The sequence below is a fragment of the Novosphingobium olei genome (assembly GCF_012927405.1).
Taxonomy (GTDB): Bacteria; Pseudomonadota; Alphaproteobacteria; order Sphingomonadales; family Sphingomonadaceae; genus Novosphingobium; species Novosphingobium olei.
In genome coordinates this window covers 120,389-134,836 of the sequence record NZ_JABBGM010000008.1, presented here as the reverse complement: position 1 = coordinate 134,836, position 14,448 = coordinate 120,389, and the positions used below count along the sequence as shown (strand labels likewise).

General features: G+C 65.9%; 16 protein-coding genes and 1 riboswitch. Of the genes, 8 read left to right on the top strand and 8 right to left on the bottom strand.

The window, feature by feature from the left end:
- Window positions 1-92 precede the first annotated feature (92 nt).
- The 3 genes from rplT to HHL27_RS16490 form a co-directional block, all read right to left on the bottom strand.
- Window positions 93-452: a 50S ribosomal protein L20 gene (gene rplT / locus HHL27_RS16500; protein ID WP_169494485.1), complete on the bottom strand. Its 360-nt coding sequence runs from the start codon at window positions 450-452 to the stop codon at window positions 93-95.
- A gap of 13 nt (window positions 453-465) precedes the next feature.
- Window positions 466-669: a 50S ribosomal protein L35 gene (gene rpmI / locus HHL27_RS16495; protein WP_124810521.1), complete on the bottom strand. Its 204-nt coding sequence runs from the start codon at window positions 667-669 to the stop codon at window positions 466-468.
- A gap of 137 nt (window positions 670-806) precedes the next feature.
- The gene (locus tag HHL27_RS16490; RefSeq protein WP_169494484.1) at window positions 807-1,715 is read right to left on the bottom strand and encodes a homoserine O-acetyltransferase/O-succinyltransferase family protein; all 909 of its coding nucleotides are present in this window, start codon (window positions 1,713-1,715) and stop codon (window positions 807-809) included.
- 63 nt (window positions 1,716-1,778) lie between these two features.
- A riboswitch (SAM-I-IV-variant riboswitch) is annotated at window positions 1,779-1,891 on the bottom strand.
- 146 nt (window positions 1,892-2,037) lie between these two features.
- Between HHL27_RS16490 and HHL27_RS16485 the strand changes: the two genes are divergently transcribed.
- From HHL27_RS16485 to HHL27_RS16475, 3 genes are all read left to right on the top strand, one after another.
- A complete protein-coding gene (locus HHL27_RS16485; RefSeq protein WP_169494483.1) occupies window positions 2,038-2,214 on the top strand; it encodes a (2Fe-2S)-binding protein in 177 nt (58 codons plus the stop codon).
- A gap of 95 nt (window positions 2,215-2,309) precedes the next feature.
- A complete protein-coding gene (bfr, locus tag HHL27_RS16480; protein WP_169494482.1) occupies window positions 2,310-2,789 on the top strand; it encodes a bacterioferritin in 480 nt (159 codons plus the stop codon).
- Between the two features lie 103 nt (window positions 2,790-2,892).
- A complete protein-coding gene (locus HHL27_RS16475) occupies window positions 2,893-4,770 on the top strand; it encodes a methyl-accepting chemotaxis protein (protein ID WP_169494481.1) in 1,878 nt (625 codons plus the stop codon).
- 11 nt (window positions 4,771-4,781) lie between these two features.
- On the opposite strand, the gene HHL27_RS16470 is transcribed toward HHL27_RS16475, so the two are convergent.
- The 4 genes from HHL27_RS16470 to HHL27_RS16455 form a co-directional block, all read right to left on the bottom strand.
- Window positions 4,782-6,071, bottom strand: a complete 1,290-nt coding sequence (locus HHL27_RS16470; RefSeq protein ID WP_169494480.1) for a Xaa-Pro dipeptidase — start codon at window positions 6,069-6,071, stop codon at window positions 4,782-4,784.
- Window positions 6,072-6,138: 67 nt separating this feature from the next.
- Window positions 6,139-6,918 carry an SDR family NAD(P)-dependent oxidoreductase gene (locus HHL27_RS16465; protein ID WP_169494479.1) on the bottom strand — a complete coding sequence of 260 codons (780 nt, stop codon included), beginning with the start codon at window positions 6,916-6,918 and terminating at the stop codon, window positions 6,139-6,141.
- 7 nt (window positions 6,919-6,925) lie between these two features.
- The gene (locus tag HHL27_RS16460; RefSeq protein WP_338114929.1) at window positions 6,926-7,387 is read right to left on the bottom strand and encodes a gamma-glutamylcyclotransferase family protein; all 462 of its coding nucleotides are present in this window, start codon (window positions 7,385-7,387) and stop codon (window positions 6,926-6,928) included.
- Window positions 7,388-7,392: 5 nt separating this feature from the next.
- A complete protein-coding gene (locus tag HHL27_RS16455; protein ID WP_169494508.1) occupies window positions 7,393-8,172 on the bottom strand; it encodes an inositol monophosphatase family protein in 780 nt (259 codons plus the stop codon).
- 196 nt (window positions 8,173-8,368) lie between these two features.
- Here HHL27_RS16455 and HHL27_RS16450 point away from each other — a divergent pair, with 196 nt between their 5' ends.
- A complete protein-coding gene (locus tag HHL27_RS16450) occupies window positions 8,369-9,313 on the top strand; it encodes a helix-turn-helix domain-containing protein (RefSeq protein ID WP_169494477.1) in 945 nt (314 codons plus the stop codon).
- Between the two features lie 243 nt (window positions 9,314-9,556).
- Here HHL27_RS16450 and HHL27_RS16445 read toward each other — a convergent pair whose 3' ends face one another.
- Window positions 9,557-10,492 carry a ribose-phosphate pyrophosphokinase gene (locus HHL27_RS16445; protein WP_169494476.1) on the bottom strand — a complete coding sequence of 312 codons (936 nt, stop codon included), beginning with the start codon at window positions 10,490-10,492 and terminating at the stop codon, window positions 9,557-9,559.
- 131 nt (window positions 10,493-10,623) lie between these two features.
- Here HHL27_RS16445 and HHL27_RS16440 point away from each other — a divergent pair, with 131 nt between their 5' ends.
- The 4 genes from HHL27_RS16440 to gltX all read left to right on the top strand — a co-directional run bounded on the left by HHL27_RS16440 (window position 10,624) and on the right by gltX (window position 14,425).
- Window positions 10,624-12,291 (top strand): NAD+ synthase, encoded by a 1,668-nt coding sequence (locus HHL27_RS16440; protein WP_169494475.1) that lies wholly within the window; start codon window positions 10,624-10,626, stop codon window positions 12,289-12,291.
- 7 nt (window positions 12,292-12,298) lie between these two features.
- Entirely contained in the window at window positions 12,299-12,517 is a 219-nt protein-coding gene (locus tag HHL27_RS16435; RefSeq protein ID WP_169494474.1) for a hypothetical protein, read from the top strand.
- A gap of 53 nt (window positions 12,518-12,570) precedes the next feature.
- A complete protein-coding gene (locus tag HHL27_RS16430) occupies window positions 12,571-13,005 on the top strand; it encodes a hypothetical protein (RefSeq protein WP_169494473.1) in 435 nt (144 codons plus the stop codon).
- 64 nt (window positions 13,006-13,069) lie between these two features.
- Entirely contained in the window at window positions 13,070-14,425 is a 1,356-nt protein-coding gene (gene gltX, locus HHL27_RS16425) for a glutamate--tRNA ligase (protein ID WP_169494472.1), read from the top strand.
- Window positions 14,426-14,448: the final 23 nt, after the last annotated feature.

Here is a 14,448-nt window from a genome sequence, read left to right as displayed (position 1 = left end):
TGAGGATCGAGCGCCCGCCTCGCGCCGCGCAGACGAAAAAGGGCGCCAACCTTTGCAGGTGGCGCCCCAATCCGGTTGGCTTCGACCAGCAATTACGCCGGAAGAGCAGCCTTCGCCTGCGCGATGACGGCGGTGAACACGCCACCTTCGTTCATCGCCAGGTCGGCCATCGCCTTGCGATCGAGTTCGATCCCGGCGAGCTTCACGCCGTGGATGAACTGCGAATAGGTCAGGCCTTCGGCGCGGACAGCGGCGTTGATGCGCTGGATCCACAGGGCGCGGAACGTGCGCTTCTTAACCTTGCGGTCGCGATAAGCGTACTGGCCGGCCTTTTCGACGGCCTGACGGGCGACGCGGATGGTGTTCTTGCGACGGCCGCGATAGCCCTTCGCCTGATCCAGAATCCGCTTGTGCTTGGCACGGGTGGTAACACCACGCTTGATACGGCTCATAAGTCAGCGCTCCTCAGTTCAGCCCGTAGGGCGCCCACTTCTTGATCACCTTCGCATCGGCGTCGGAGATCACTTCAGTGCCGCGGTTCTGGCGGATGTACTTGGCGTTGTGGCTGATCAGGCGGTGGCGCTTGCCGGCAACGCCGTGCTTCACCTTGCCCGATGCGGTGATCTTGAAGCGCTTCTTCACACCGCTCTTGGTCTTGAGCTTGGGCATTTTCGTCTCCTTGACTGAAAGCGCGGCAGACCCGCCATGGCAGCCCTAGTTGGCCAGGCGAGTCCTCGAATCCGCGCTGCGGAAGCGGGGCCATTAGGGGAAGCGGGCCAGAAAGGCAAGCGCTACCCGGCGCGCGCTCACCTCTTCCCGATATCTCCCAGCTCGAACGGCGTGGTCTGATACGTCTCGTTGATCCAGTTGCCGAACAGGATGTGGCCGTTTCCACGCCAGGTGTTGACCGGGTGCGCCTTGGGATCGTCGCTCGGGAAATAGTGCTGCGGCAGATAGCCACCCTCGTCGCGCGCGTATTCGCCCGCCAGCGTCAGCGTATCGTATTCCAGATGGTTGAACATGTGCAGGGCGTTGTGCGCCGGATCGTCGATCAGGCACAGCCCGGTCTCGTCGCTTTCTGCCAGGACCTGAAGCCCGCGCCCTTCGGGCAGGTCCTCCCGGCGCATCTCGCTCCAGCGCGATACGGGCACGTCGAACACGTCGGGAAGCCCGCGCATCCACGGACTGGCGGGCGCGCGATTGTGGTGGCGGAACACGCCGGAGGCCTTGCCGGACAGGTTGTGCTTTTCCACCCCGTGGAAGTGGTGCAGCGCCGCCATCGCGCCCCAGCACACCGACAGCGTGCGGTGGACGTTGTCCTGGCTCCAGTCGAAGATCCGCCGCAGCTCGTCCCAGTAGGTGACGTCCTCGAACGGCATCGTTTCAACCGGCGCGCCGGTCACGATCAGCCCGTCGAACTTTTCCCCCTTCACCTCGCACCACGGGCGATAGAATTCAGCCAGGTGCCCGGCCGACGTGTTCTTGCTCACGTGGTCGGAGATGCGCAGCAGCTCCAGCTCCACCTGCAGCGGCGTTGCCCCCAGCACCCGGGCGATCTGCGTTTCGGTGGTGATCTTGTCGGGCATCAGGTTCAGCAGCGCGATGCGGATCGGTCGGATATCCTGCCGCGCGGCCTCGGTCTCGCCCATCACGATCACGCCCTCGGCTTCGAGCGTGCGGCGGGCGGGCAGGCTATCGGCAATGCGGATCGGCACGGGCAACTTCCTCTGCAACGGCAGGGACGGACGCTGACGGGCGCGTCGCACGGAAATGCAGCCTGGGCTCCGCTTGGTTGCCGGACCGGCCACATCCCTCCGTGCGAGGAGGCGCCACCTTGCCCGGAGAAGGCAGGTTGGCGTCGGGGCGTCTTCCCCAACTCTTGATGCTGGCGGCGATGTAGCGCGCGACTGCCGCAATTGCAACCAAGCGCGCGTACCGACCGTCCGGGCAACTTCTCGCAAACCATTCGCAACAAGCCTTGCTAATGCGAACGCCTCTCATTACAAGGAGTAGGTCAGCTTCGGAGATTCGGGCCCGATGTTCATCTGCATCTGCAATGCGATCCGCGAAAAGGATCTGCGCGCCACCGCTCGCTGCCATGGCGGCGATGCAGAGGCGCTTTACGGCCGGCTCGGCTGCCAGCCGCAGTGCCGCCAGTGCCTTGACGATGCAGAGGACGTGATCGCCGACGAACGCGCCTGCGTGGCGGCTTAACCTTTTAACCCGGCGCAGCCTCGCTTGGCGCTTGCCCACACGGCCCGGTGCGGGCACCATTCCCGTCCTGCCAGCCATTTTCCGGGAGAAGCGCCATGAAGGGCGATGCCAAGGTCATCGAATATCTCAACAAGGCGCTGCTCAACGAGCTGACCGCGATCAACCAGTACTGGCTGCATTACCGCCTGCTCGACAACTGGGGCGTCAAGAAACTCGCCGAATTCGAACGCCACGAATCGATCGACGAGATGAAGCACGCCGACAAGCTGGCCGATCGGATCCTGTTCCTGGACGGCCTGCCCAATTTCCAGGCGCTCGGCCGGCTGCGCGTGGGCGAAAGCGTGGAAGAGATCCTGAAGGCCGACCTGGCGCTGGAAATGGACGCGATCCCTCTGCTCAGGGACGGCATCGCCCATTGCGAAAGCGTGCGCGACTACGTGACCCGCGATCTGCTGCAGGACATCCTCGAAAGCGAGGAAGATCACGTCGACACGCTCGAAAAGCAGTTCGACATGATCGCTCGCATGGGAATCGAAAACTACATCCAGCTGAACAGCAAGCCGGCCGAAGACTGACGCAATCGCCGCGCGGCCACTGTATTTTTCCCGATGGCGCGCCGTCCGGAGTCCTAACCCGGCATCGTTAGCCGCATCGTGTTCAACGACGCGGACCGTAGCGATGACCGACCTGCCCATTTCCCGCAAGCTGATGCTGGCTATCAGCGCCTTTATCGCAACCCTTCTGATCATTGGCGCGACCGGCTTCTTTGCGGTCGGCTATCTTTCCAGTATCACGCAGGACCTTGGCGTAGCGCGGCGCGAAAAGCTGGAGGCCGCAGCTGACATCAACACAGCAGTCTCTGACATGCGCGGCGCCGAAGCCGGGCATATCCTGTCTGTCACGCCGGACGAAATCAACGCTGCGGCCGCGAAGATTCGCGCGTTGCGCTCGATCATCGACGCCAAGGTCGACTGGCTGAGACCGCGCTTGAACAAGCCGCAGACGAAGGCTGCGCTCGAAGCGTTCATCCCCTTGCGCGATGCCTACTATGTCAAATCGGATGCCCGCATCGCGCTCTCCGCACAGAACCGCAACCAAGAAGCTTTCGACAGCTTCAAAGCCTCTGAAGCCGATTTCAATCGGCTAAACGATGCCGCAGCAAGCATGCAGAACACGCAGGCCAAGCTGATGTCCGACTTGGCAGCCGACGCGGCGTCCGCGGCATGGACCGTGCGATTGATCGTGGTCGGTGTCACGGTCATCGCTTTCGGCGTGGCCGGCGTGCTGTTGGTCCTCCTGACGCGCCAGATCGCAAATCCGCTGGTTGAAGTGACCGAAACGATCTCGCTGCTCGCCGAAGGGCGCACCGACGTGATTGCCCGCGCCACCAACCGGCGCGATGAAGTGGGCGATCTTTCGCGCGCGACGCTCGCCCTGCGAGACCTGCTCGTTGCGGCCGAGCGTGCCAAGGACGACCAGGCCCAGCTCATCGTCCGCAGTATCGGCGCAGCCCTGTCCGAACTGTCGCGTGGCAATCTTTCCCACCGCATCGAGGCCGAGTTGCCCGGCGTGTTCGCCTCGCTAAAGGCCGATTACAATGGCGCGGTCACGACCATGTCGCAGACGATGGCCGAAATCGCCACGGTCTCGCACGGCGTCGACCGCGGCGCGGGCGAGATCCGCCACGCATCCCAGGACCTGTCATCTCGCACCGAGGAACAGGCCGCCAGCCTTGAGGAATCGGCTGCCGCGCTTGCCGAGGTAACGCGCACCGTGTCCGACAGCGCCAATGCCGCGCGCGAAGCCAACCAGGCCGTCAGCGGCGCAACCGGCGAAGCAACCGCGTCAGAGGACGTGGTGCGTCGCGCCATCGCCGCGATGGACGCGATCGAAGGCACCAGCCGCGAAATCGAACAGATCATCGGCCTGATCGACGGCATTGCGTTCCAGACCAACCTGCTCGCGCTCAACGCCGGCGTCGAAGCCGCGCGCGCAGGCGAAGCGGGCAAGGGCTTTGCCGTCGTCGCCACCGAAGTGCGCGCGCTTGCCCAGCGATCGGCGGAAGCGGCGAGCGAGATCAAGACCCGCATCAGCCAGGCCTCGCGCGAAGTGGCCAACGGCGTCTCGCTGGTCTCCGAAACGGGCAGCGCGCTCGCCCGCATTGTCGAACAGATCCACCGCGTCAGCGGCTTGATGACCCGCATCGCCGAAGCTTCGGAAACGCAGTCGGCCGGCCTGATCCAGGTCAACGCCGCAATCAACGAGATGGGCAAGATGACCCACCAGAACGCGGCGATGAGCGAGGAATCGACTGCCGCCGCGCGCAGCCTGGCTACCCAGTCAGCCGAACTGCTCGACAAGGTCGCGCGCTTCCACCTTGGCCAGCAAGGCGCGAACCTTGCCGCCTTCCCCGGCCCGACCACATCGGCCAAGGCTATGCCGGCCCCCGCCTACGAGCCGACGCCGGTGCGCGTGGCCGAGGCTGCCCCCCTGCGCGTTGCCAACGGCGGCTTCGCCCCGGCCGCATCCGGCGCGGACGACTGGTCGGAGTTCTAGGGCCGCAGCCTTCAGCGCGGCGGGGCGGCCTTGGCCACCTCGCCGCCCTTCATCACGAAGCTTACTTTCTCCAGCGCCCGCACATCGGCCAGCGGATCGCCGTCGACCGCGATCAGGTCGCCGTAGCGGCCTGCCTCGATCGCGCCGACATCGCCCGTCTTGTCGAGGAACTTCGCGGCCGTGAGCGTCGCTGCGCGGATCGCCTCGATCGGGGTCATCCCCCATTCGACCATCTTGGCGAACTGCAGCGCGTTGTTGCCGTTGGGATAGACGCCGCCATCGGTGCCGAACAGCAGCGTCACGCCCGCGGCATGGGCGGCGCGGAACGTCTCACGCTGCTTGCGCCCGATCATCCGCTCCTTTTCCAGGCTCTCGGCAAAGACGCCATTCTTCTCGCCTTCGGCCAGGATGTAGTCGTCGTTGTAGATATCCATGTCGAGCGCCGCGCCCTTTTCCTTGGCCAGGCGGAAGCTTTCCGCATCGGCGAGGCTCGCATGCTCGATCGTGTCGACGCCTGCTCGCAGCGCCGCATTGATGCCGGCCGTGCCGTGCGCGTGCGCCGCCACGCGCATGCCCAGCATGTGCGCCTCGTCCACCACCGCCTTCAGCTCGGCATCGTTCATCTGCTGCGCCCCGACCGAATCGGTCTTCGAGAACACGCCACCCGTCGCGCAGACCTTGATCACTTCGGCACCGTACTTGCGCACCTTGCGCACCAGCGCACGGAACGCATCGGCGGAATCGGCCACGCCCGGGGCATCGGCGTGGATCGAGGGCGGAAACTCGGTCGAATCGCAGTGCCCGCCAGTCGCGCCCAGCGCATAGGTCGCCGGTACGATGCGCGGGCCGGTGATGTACCCTTCGGCAATCGCCTGCTTCAGCGCGACGTCATCGTAATTGCCGGCACCGACGTTGCGCACCGTGGTAAACCCGGCATCCAGCGTCTTCTTCGCGTTCGCCACGCCCACCACGGTCCAGAACGCATCAGTGTATTCCAGCCCGCGATAGCCGGAATAACGCGGATCGCCGGTCAGGTGGACGTGCATGTCGATCAGGCCCGGCAGCAGAGTGCGCCCGCCAAGGTCGATCACCTCGGCGCCCTGCGGCACGGCATCGCCACGCTTGCCGACGGCAGTGATGCGGCCATCGGTAACGACGACCTGCGCATCGTCGACGCGCTTGCCCGCCACGACGTCGATCATGTGGCCCGCGCGCACCACCACCGTTCGCGCCTGCACCCCGGTCGCCGTGCCCGCCAGCAGCAGCGCGGCAACCGACGCCATCATCACCTTGTTCTTCATGGCAAACCCCTGTTGTACCCTTGTCCAACAGGTTGCACGCGCAACCGCCCGACTGCAAGCGCGGACGTTACTGCGCGTAGATCATCTTGCGCGTCATGCCCCCGTCGACAACGATCTGCTGCCCGGTGACGAAGCCGGCATCGGCCAGCCAGGCGATCGTTTCGGCGATGTCGCGCACTTCGCCAACGCGGCCGACTGGGTGCTGCGCCTTGTCCTGCTCGCTTTGCGCGGGCTCGCGACGGCGGTCGCCGCTCTGCCATGGCCCGGTCTCGATCCAGCCCGGCAGCACCGCGTTCACCCGCAGTTCCGGCCCAAGGCTGACCGCCATCGCATGGGTGAGCGAACACAGGCCACCCTTGGCCGCGGCATAGGCGAAGCTTTCTGGCTCCGACTGCAACGCCCGGGTGGAGGCGACGTGAACGATCGAGGCGCCGTCCCGCGCCCGGAGCAATCCCAGCGCCTCTCGGCTGCACAGGAACGCGGCGGTCAGGCTCGCATCGATCCAGCGCTGCCAGTCGGCCAGCGCCAGCTTGTCGAGCGGCCCGCAGTATGGATCGGCGATACCGGCATTGTTGACCAGGCAGTCAATCCCGTCGGTCCACGCCGCAATCCGGGCAAAGGCCCGCCGCACCTGCGATTCGCGGCCGACATCGCAAAGCACCGTCAGCGCATCGCTGCGCGGCAGCATCGCCGCAAGCTCGGCCAGCCCCTCGCCGTCGAGGTCCAGCCCGACGACGCGCCAGCCCAGCGCGGCAAAATGAAGCATCGTCCCCCGCCCTATGCCGGAGGCGGCTCCGGTAACGACAATGACGCGGCGGGGATCGGAAGAAGCGCTTGAGCGGGTCATGGCCGCTTCAACGCCGAGCCCCCTTCCCGGTGCCCGAAGCGAAGCTTTTTGCCCCGCACCGCGCAACAAAGGCGGAAAAATCGCCCGACGGCACCCGCTTCAGGCCCGGATGCAGCGCCCGCGCATGGATATAGGCTTCGGCCAGGACGCGGCGCACGCCGATCCGTACGTTCACGCGCTTGCGGCGATATTCCGGCCAGCGCCGGTCCGCCTCCTCGTACCGGTCGAACTGTGCCAGTATCCGCCGGTCGAAGCCTTGGCGCGGGCTGTAGAGCCAGCCTTGCACCCACCCGCCCTGGCGACGCGGCGTGAGCACCGGATACCAGCCAGCGCCGTGGGCCACCACGCGCAGTTCCCCGCGCACCGCCCCGTGCCCGATCGGCTCCAGCAGCCGCATCGCCGCTGCGCTTGTCGGATTGTCGTGTTCGTGGGTCAGCGTGCCATAGAAGAAGAACAGCCGCCCGCGCACGCCGGTCAATGCCCGCAGGCAAGCGCCTCGACCACGTCCTCCAGCCGCGCCGGATCGCCCAGCGCCAGGACATGGCCGTCAGATCCTGCGTGCAGCGGATCGCCGTTCCAGTCGGCCATCACCCCGCCCGCGCCTTCGACGATGGGCACCAGCGCCGCCCAGTCGTGCAGCTTGAGGTTGGCTTCGCAGACAAGGTCGATCTGCCCCGTCGCCAGCATCGCATAGTTGTAGCAGTCGCCACCCATCACCATGCGCTTGTGGTCGGTCTTGGCGGCCAGCGCCATGAAGTGCTCGCCCTGGTGATCGTCGAAATAGTGCGGCCCGGTCGTCGCCAGCGTGGCATCCGACAGCTGGCGGCAGGCGCGGACGCGCACTTCCTTGCCGTTGAGCGTGGTCGGGCGGCCCATCGCGCCCACCCAGCGTTCGCCGCTGATCGGCTGGTCCAGCACGCCCAGCACGGGAAAGCCTTCGACCACGAGCGCGATCAGCGTGCCGAACAGCGCGCGGCCGGCCAGGAACCCTGCGGTGCCGTCGATCGGGTCGAGTACCCAGCTGCGATTCGACTTGCCCGCGGTTGCACCGAATTCCTCGCCGATCACTGTGTCCTGCGCACGTTCGGCGGTCAGGATGCGGCGCATCGCTTCCTCGGCGGCACGGTCCGCCAGCGTAACCGGCGTTGCATCTCCCTTGCGTTCTGCCGTTACGCTGCGGAAATATGGGCGAATTGCATCGCCGGCCGCGTCGGCGAGGCGCAGGGCGAGAGCGATATCGTCGTCGAGGTTCATGGTACCCGGCATGGACACAGCCTCCGGGGACGGTCAACCCCGCGCGATGCTTCGCAACGAAATACCTCCATTCTGGTGCTTGGAGGACAGGTCATTTCATGATTATGGGCAAAATTGTCATGGCGTGACGCAGGTCACGGGTCGCGACGGCCACGCTGGCTATCAAGTCGGCATGGTAACGAAAACGGGGAGCATCATGACCGAACAGGCTCAGCCTGCCTTCGACCGCACGCTGGCGCCGAGCGGGCACGCGACGCGTGACGGGCAACCGCTGTCCTATAACCGCGCGCCGACGCCGGATCTGGCGCCATGGATCGCGCGGCTGTACGTCACCGATGTGCATGCGCCGGAAGATTATCGGCTCGAATGCGGACTTTTCTGCGACACCGGTTTCCTGCGTGTCCAGCTTCGCGGCACGTGGACGGCCCAGACCCTGGACGGAACGCGCGAACTGGGTCGTTCGGCCCTGTTCTTCGGCCCCAACACCCGGCGCATGCCGATCGGAGTGACGGGCAGCTTCACCAGCGTCGGTGTCGCTTTCCGCCCGGGATGCCTGACCACGCTTGGCCTGGGTCAGATCGCCAGCCACCTCGACCGCTTGATCGAGATCGACCAACTGGGATTCTCGTCACAGCGGTGGCTGGACCTGGTCAGCGGCGTGTCGAACCCGGAAAAGATCGTCCTTGCCATGGAGCAGGAACTGCGCGCGGTTATCCTCAACCGCAAGCCGGCTGAGCCCGACCCGGTTTCCACCCGGTTCGAAGCGGCCGCCTTCGACGATCCGACCGCCACCGTCGCGGCGCTCGCTGCCGACATGGGCGTCGACCAGCGGCGGCTCGAACGGATCGTCCGGCGCGATTTCGGCATTCCGCCCAAGCAGGTCCTTCGCCGGGCCCGCGCGCTCGACATGGCGAGCCATCTTCGCGGCGTGGCCGACCAGGCCGAAGCCGATTCCCTGGTCCTGCGCTATTACGATCAGAGCCACCTGATCCGCGATTTCTCCGCGCTGTTCGGGATGAGCCCGCGCCAGTTCATGGCGCGCCCCCAGCCGCTGATGACGCTCGCCCTCGAAACGCGTCAGGCGCGGCGGCTCGAAACGATCGAACGCATCGCGCCGGGCGGCATCCGCCCCTGGCAGTAGAGCAGATACGCGCTTTATTGCATATGCAATGAGAAGCTGATCGGCGGGTGGCTGTCCTACACGGCCCCTGCCGCGCTATGCCCGGGGCATGAGCAAAAATAAATCCAGCGATCGCAGATGCTTGACGCACCACCTCACGCGGCGCACGCTTGCCTTGCAGCCGGTACCGGCGAAGTTGACATTTCCCCTTTGTAGTCTGTCAACTTTGTCAACTTGGGGGTCCGAGGTACGCCTGCGGCAGCCTCAATCGAACAGGCTGGAGACCGAGCTTTCATCGGCGATGCGGCGAATCGCCTCGCCGATCAGCGGGGCGATCGTCAGCACGCGGATGCGGTCGCAATCGCGCGTTGCATCGGTGGCAAGGATGGTATCGGTGATCACCAGTTCCTTCAGCGCCGAATTGCCGACGCGCGAAACCGCCGCGCCCGAAAGCACGCCGTGGGTGATATAGGCGGCAACGCCCGCCGCACCCGCATCGAGCAGTGCCTGCGCGGCGTTGCACAGGGTGCCGCCCGAATCGATGATGTCGTCGATCAGGATGCACATCCGGCCCTTCACGTCGCCGATGATGTTCATCACTTCGGACTGGCCCGGCTTGTCGCGGCGCTTGTCGACGATCGCCAGCGGCGCGTTGTCGAGCCGCTTGGCCAGCGCGCGGGCGCGCACCACGCCGCCGACGTCCGGCGAAACGACCATCAGGTCCTGGCCCCCGTACCGCGTCTGGATGTCCGCGGCCATGACCGGCGCTGCGAACAGGTTGTCGGTCGGGATGTCGAAGAAGCCCTGGATCTGCCCGGCGTGGAGATCGACCGCCAGCACGCGGTCGGCGCCCGCCGTGGTGATCAGGTTGGCAACCAGCTTGGCAGAGATCGGCGTGCGCGGGCCGGGCTTGCGGTCCTGACGGGCATAGCCGAAGTAGGGCACCACCGCCGTGATCCGCTTGGCCGAAGCGCGGCGCAGCGCATCGATGCAGATCAGCAGTTCCATCAGGTTGTCGTTGGCCGGATAGCTGGTCGACTGGATCACGAACACGTCCTCGCCGCGGACGTTCTCGTGGATCTCGACGAACACTTCCTCGTCGGCGAAGCGGCGCACCGCCGCGTCGGTCAGCGGGAGCTCGAGATAGGCCGCGACGGCGCGCGCGAGCGGCAGGTTGCCGTTGCCGGACATGATCTTCATGGGCTTCCCTCGAATCCTTGGCTGATCCCTATTCGCGCGCCCTTAGCCCATGATGACAGCTTTGCAACGATTCACGGCGGATTACCCGCAACTCTTGCGCCCGCCCGCCATTGCCCCCTAGGAACCGAGCCATGGCCGAAAAACTGACGATCACCCTTGCCCAGCTCAACCAGTCGGTGGGCGATCTTGCGGCGAACGCCGCCGCGATGCTCGCCGTGCGGGAAAAGGCGCGCCATGCCGACCTGATCGTGTTCCCCGAAATGCAGCTGATCGGCTACCCGCCCGAAGACCTGATCCAGAAGCCTGCGCTGATCCAACGCGCGGCCGCCGAGCTTGAAAAGCTGGCCGCGGTTACCGCAGACGGCGGTCCGGCGATGCTGGTGGGCAGCGTGTTCGTTCGCGACGGCGCGCTGCACAATGGCGTTGCCCTTCTGGAGGGCGGCAGGATCGCCGCGACGCGCTTCAAGTACGAACTGCCAAACTACGGCACGTTCGATGAAAAGCGCCATTTCCTGCCCGGCCCCTTGCCCGAACCCGTGCTGTTCAAGGGCGCGATGCTCGGCCTGCCGATCTGCGAGGACATCTGGCACCCCGACGTGTGTCGCCACCTGGCCGAACTCGGCGCCGAGATCTTCATCTGCGTCAACGGCAGCCCGTACGAGATCGACAAGGACGTGCTGCGCATCGACGGCGTGGCCAAACGCCGGGCGATCGATACCGGCATCCCGCTGATCTACCTCAACCGCGTGGGCGGACAGGACGAGATCGCGTTCGATGGCGCCAGCTTCGTCGTAGGGCCTGAAGGCGCGCTGTGGGTACAGATGCCCGACTGGGAAGAAGCGGTGGTAGACACCGTGTGGAACAAGGTTGCTGTCGGCAGCGGGCATCGCTGGCGGTGCGAAGCGGGCGAAGTCCACGAACTCGCCGAACATCCCGAAGACATCTACTGCGCGATGGTCACCGCCTTGCGCGATTACGTCAACCGCAACCGCTTCCCCGGTGTGGTGCTGGGGCTTTCGGGGGGGATCGATTCGGCGATCTGCGCGGCGATTGCGGTCGATGCGCTGGGGGCGGAGCGGGTGTGGTGCGTGATGATGCCCAGCCGTTACACCAGCCAGGAAAGCCTCGATGACGCGGCCGGGTGCGCGCAGATGCTGGGCGTGCGGCTGGATACCGTGCCGATCATGCCCGCCGTCGATGCCTTTGCCGACATGCTCGCGCCGGTGTTCGAAGGCCGCAAGCCCGACCTGACGGAGGAAAACCTGCAGTCGCGCATTCGGGGCACCACGCTGATGGCGCTGTCGAACAAGTTCGGGCCCATGCTGGTGACCACCGGCAACAAGAGCGAGATGAGCGTCGGCTACGCCACGATCTATGGCGACATGAACGGCGGCTACAACCCGCTGAAGGATGCGTACAAGACCACCGTCTTCGCGATCTCGAAGTGGCGCAACACGGCGCGCCCGAAGATCGGGTTGGGCCCCGATGGGCCGGTCATGCCCGAACGGATCATCACCAAGCCGCCGAGCGCGGAACTGCGTCCGGACCAGAAGGATTCGGACAGCCTGCCCGATTACCCCGTGCTCGATGCGATCCTGACCGGCCTCGTCGAACACGAAAAGAGCGTCGACCAGATCGTTGCCGAAGGCTTCGATCGGGCCACGGTGGCGCGGGTCGAACGCCTGCTCAATGTCGCCGAATACAAGCGCCGGCAGGCGCCGCCGGGAGTAAAGCTTGGCGTGCGGAACTTCGGTCGCGATCGTCGGTATCCAATTACGCATGGATTCAGAACGGCTTAAGGGTGGCATGGACAGGGTTTCGCGACTGAAAGGTGGGGGATATCTGACGTCTGTTGCCAGCGTGATCCTCCTTGCTGTCCCGGCCTTCAAGTCCGTCATGGAAAGCGTGGGCATGACCATCAGCCTGATTGGCGGCATGCTGCTTTCGATCATCGGCATGGGTCTGCGCTGGCATTCGCACCGGACGGAGCAGCGCAGCAAAGTAGTTGCGAACGATTCTCATTGACAGGCTGAAGGCACGCTCTAACTTGCGAACCGTTCGCAAGAGGAGTCCGTTGCGTGAACGATCAGACCACCCCTGCCCCCTCCGCCACGATCACCGCGCTCCGCCGGCCGCACGACATCCGCGGCCTTTCGCTCAACGCACTGCATCTGGTCATGGCAATGCGCCTGTGCGCCCTGTTCGAACGTGCCGGGCGTGATCCGGTGCCCGATCTGGCGCAGCGCTATCGCAGCGTCGAAGCGGCCTGCGCGGTGCACGGTCTGGTCCGCACGATCGTGCACACATGGCCCGAACCGTTCATGGTCAACCGACCCTGCTGCCTGGCGATGACTCCGGACGAAGTGACGCTGGCGGGCATGACCCGCAGCGCCATCGCCGCCGATCGCGCGGGCTTTGCCGCCATGCTCGACGGGTTCGTGCGCACCGATCGGCACGAGGCCCTGCACGAAGCGACGCGGCATGCGGTGGCGAGCTTGTCCGCCGTCGCCTGACCCGTCCGGCAAGGCAGCGGTCGGGGGTGGCCAAAGCTGGCCTGAGTGCCTAATCGCGAACGCCATGTCCTCCGCCCCCACCGCCTCCACTGCTGCCGTCGTCACCCGCTTTGCGCCGTCGCCGACCGGCCGGCTCCACGTCGGCAACATCCGCACCGCGCTGCACAATTGGCTGATGGCGAAGAAGCACGACGGGCGCTTCCTGCTCCGCATCGACGACACCGACGCGGCACGCAGCCGGGAAGAGCATGTCGATGCGATCCGCGCCGACCTTGCCTGGCTGGGCCTCCACCCCGATGGCGAGGAGCGCCAGTCGGCCCGTTTTGCGATCTACGAGGAAGCCTTTGCCCGCCTTGCCGAACAGGGCCGGGTCTATCGCTGCTATGAAACGGCGCAGGAACTGGAGCTCAAGCGCAAGATCCTGCTGGGGCGCGGGTTGCCGCCGATCTATGACCGCGCCGCGCTGGCGCTGACCGAGGCGGACCACGCCGCGAAAGCCGCGGCGGGCGAGAAGCCGCACTGGCGCTTCAAGCTGGACCACGATGCCCCGATCGAATGGATCGACGGCGTGCGGGGGCCGCAACACTTCGATCCGCGGCAGATGTCCGACCCGGTCGTGCGCCGGGCCGACGGATCGTGGCTTTACATGCTGCCAAGCGCGATCGACGACGTGGCCATGGGCATCACCGACGTGCTGCGTGGCGAGGACCACGTGTCCAACACTGCCACGCAAGTGCAGATGTTCGCTGCGCTGGGCGCCAATCCCACGCGCTTTGCCCATGCCGCGCTGCTGACCGGCGCGGAGGGCAAGTTGTCGAAGCGCCTTGGTTCGCTGGGTGTCGAGGAACTGCGGGCCGAAGGAATCGAGCCGCAGGCGCTGGTCGCGCTCTTGGCGCGGTTGGGAACGGCCGATCCGGTCGACCCTGCGCTAGATGCCGCCGCGCTCGCCGCAAGCTTCGACCTGTCGCGCTTTGGCCGGGCGCCGGCGCGCTTCGATGAAGCCGAACTGGCGCGAGTCAACGCGGCGATCGTCCACGCCCTGCCGTTCGAGACGGTGCAAGACCGTCTGCCCGAGGGCATGGGCGCGGCGGCCTGGGAAGCGATCCGGCCGAACCTTGCACAGGTGGGGGAAGCGGCGGACTGGTGGCAGGTGATCACCGGGCCGATCGAGGCGCTGGACTTCGACGCCGAAACGCGCGCCTTCCTGGATCAGGCGGCAACGGTTGCAGCGCAGATAGACTGGAACGATGGCCCGTGGGCAGCGCTGACCGGCGCGCTGAAAGCGGCGACGGGACGCAAGGGCAAGGCGCTGTTCCTGCCACTGCGACAGGCGCTGACCGGCATGGACCACGGCCCGGACATGAACACGTTGCTGCCGCTGATCGACCGGGACGAAGCCGTCAGGAGGCTCCAACGCTGACCGCTTGCCAAGCAAATCGGCGC

Excerpts from the sequence above, each read along its gene's own strand:
- rplT (WP_169494485.1), bottom strand. The coding sequence starts at position 452 with ATGAGCCGTATCAAGCGTGGTGTTACCACCCGTGCCAAGCACAAGCGG.
- rpmI (WP_124810521.1), bottom strand. The coding sequence starts at position 669 with ATGCCCAAGCTCAAGACCAAGAGCGGTGTGAAGAAGCGCTTCAAGATC.
- HHL27_RS16485 (WP_169494483.1), top strand. The coding sequence starts at position 2,038 with ATGTTCATCTGCATCTGCAATGCGATCCGCGAAAAGGATCTGCGCGCC.
- bfr (WP_169494482.1), top strand. The coding sequence starts at position 2,310 with ATGAAGGGCGATGCCAAGGTCATCGAATATCTCAACAAGGCGCTGCTC.
- HHL27_RS16475 (WP_169494481.1), top strand. The coding sequence starts at position 2,893 with ATGACCGACCTGCCCATTTCCCGCAAGCTGATGCTGGCTATCAGCGCC.
- HHL27_RS16470 (WP_169494480.1), bottom strand. The coding sequence starts at position 6,071 with ATGAAGAACAAGGTGATGATGGCGTCGGTTGCCGCGCTGCTGCTGGCG.
- HHL27_RS16465 (WP_169494479.1), bottom strand. The coding sequence starts at position 6,918 with ATGACCCGCTCAAGCGCTTCTTCCGATCCCCGCCGCGTCATTGTCGTT.
- HHL27_RS16455 (WP_169494508.1), bottom strand. The coding sequence starts at position 8,172 with ATGAACCTCGACGACGATATCGCTCTCGCCCTGCGCCTCGCCGACGCG.
- HHL27_RS16450 (WP_169494477.1), top strand. The coding sequence starts at position 8,369 with ATGACCGAACAGGCTCAGCCTGCCTTCGACCGCACGCTGGCGCCGAGC.
- HHL27_RS16445 (WP_169494476.1), bottom strand. The coding sequence starts at position 10,492 with ATGAAGATCATGTCCGGCAACGGCAACCTGCCGCTCGCGCGCGCCGTC.
- HHL27_RS16440 (WP_169494475.1), top strand. The coding sequence starts at position 10,624 with ATGGCCGAAAAACTGACGATCACCCTTGCCCAGCTCAACCAGTCGGTG.
- HHL27_RS16435 (WP_169494474.1), top strand. The coding sequence starts at position 12,299 with ATGGACAGGGTTTCGCGACTGAAAGGTGGGGGATATCTGACGTCTGTT.
- gltX (WP_169494472.1), top strand. The coding sequence starts at position 13,070 with ATGTCCTCCGCCCCCACCGCCTCCACTGCTGCCGTCGTCACCCGCTTT.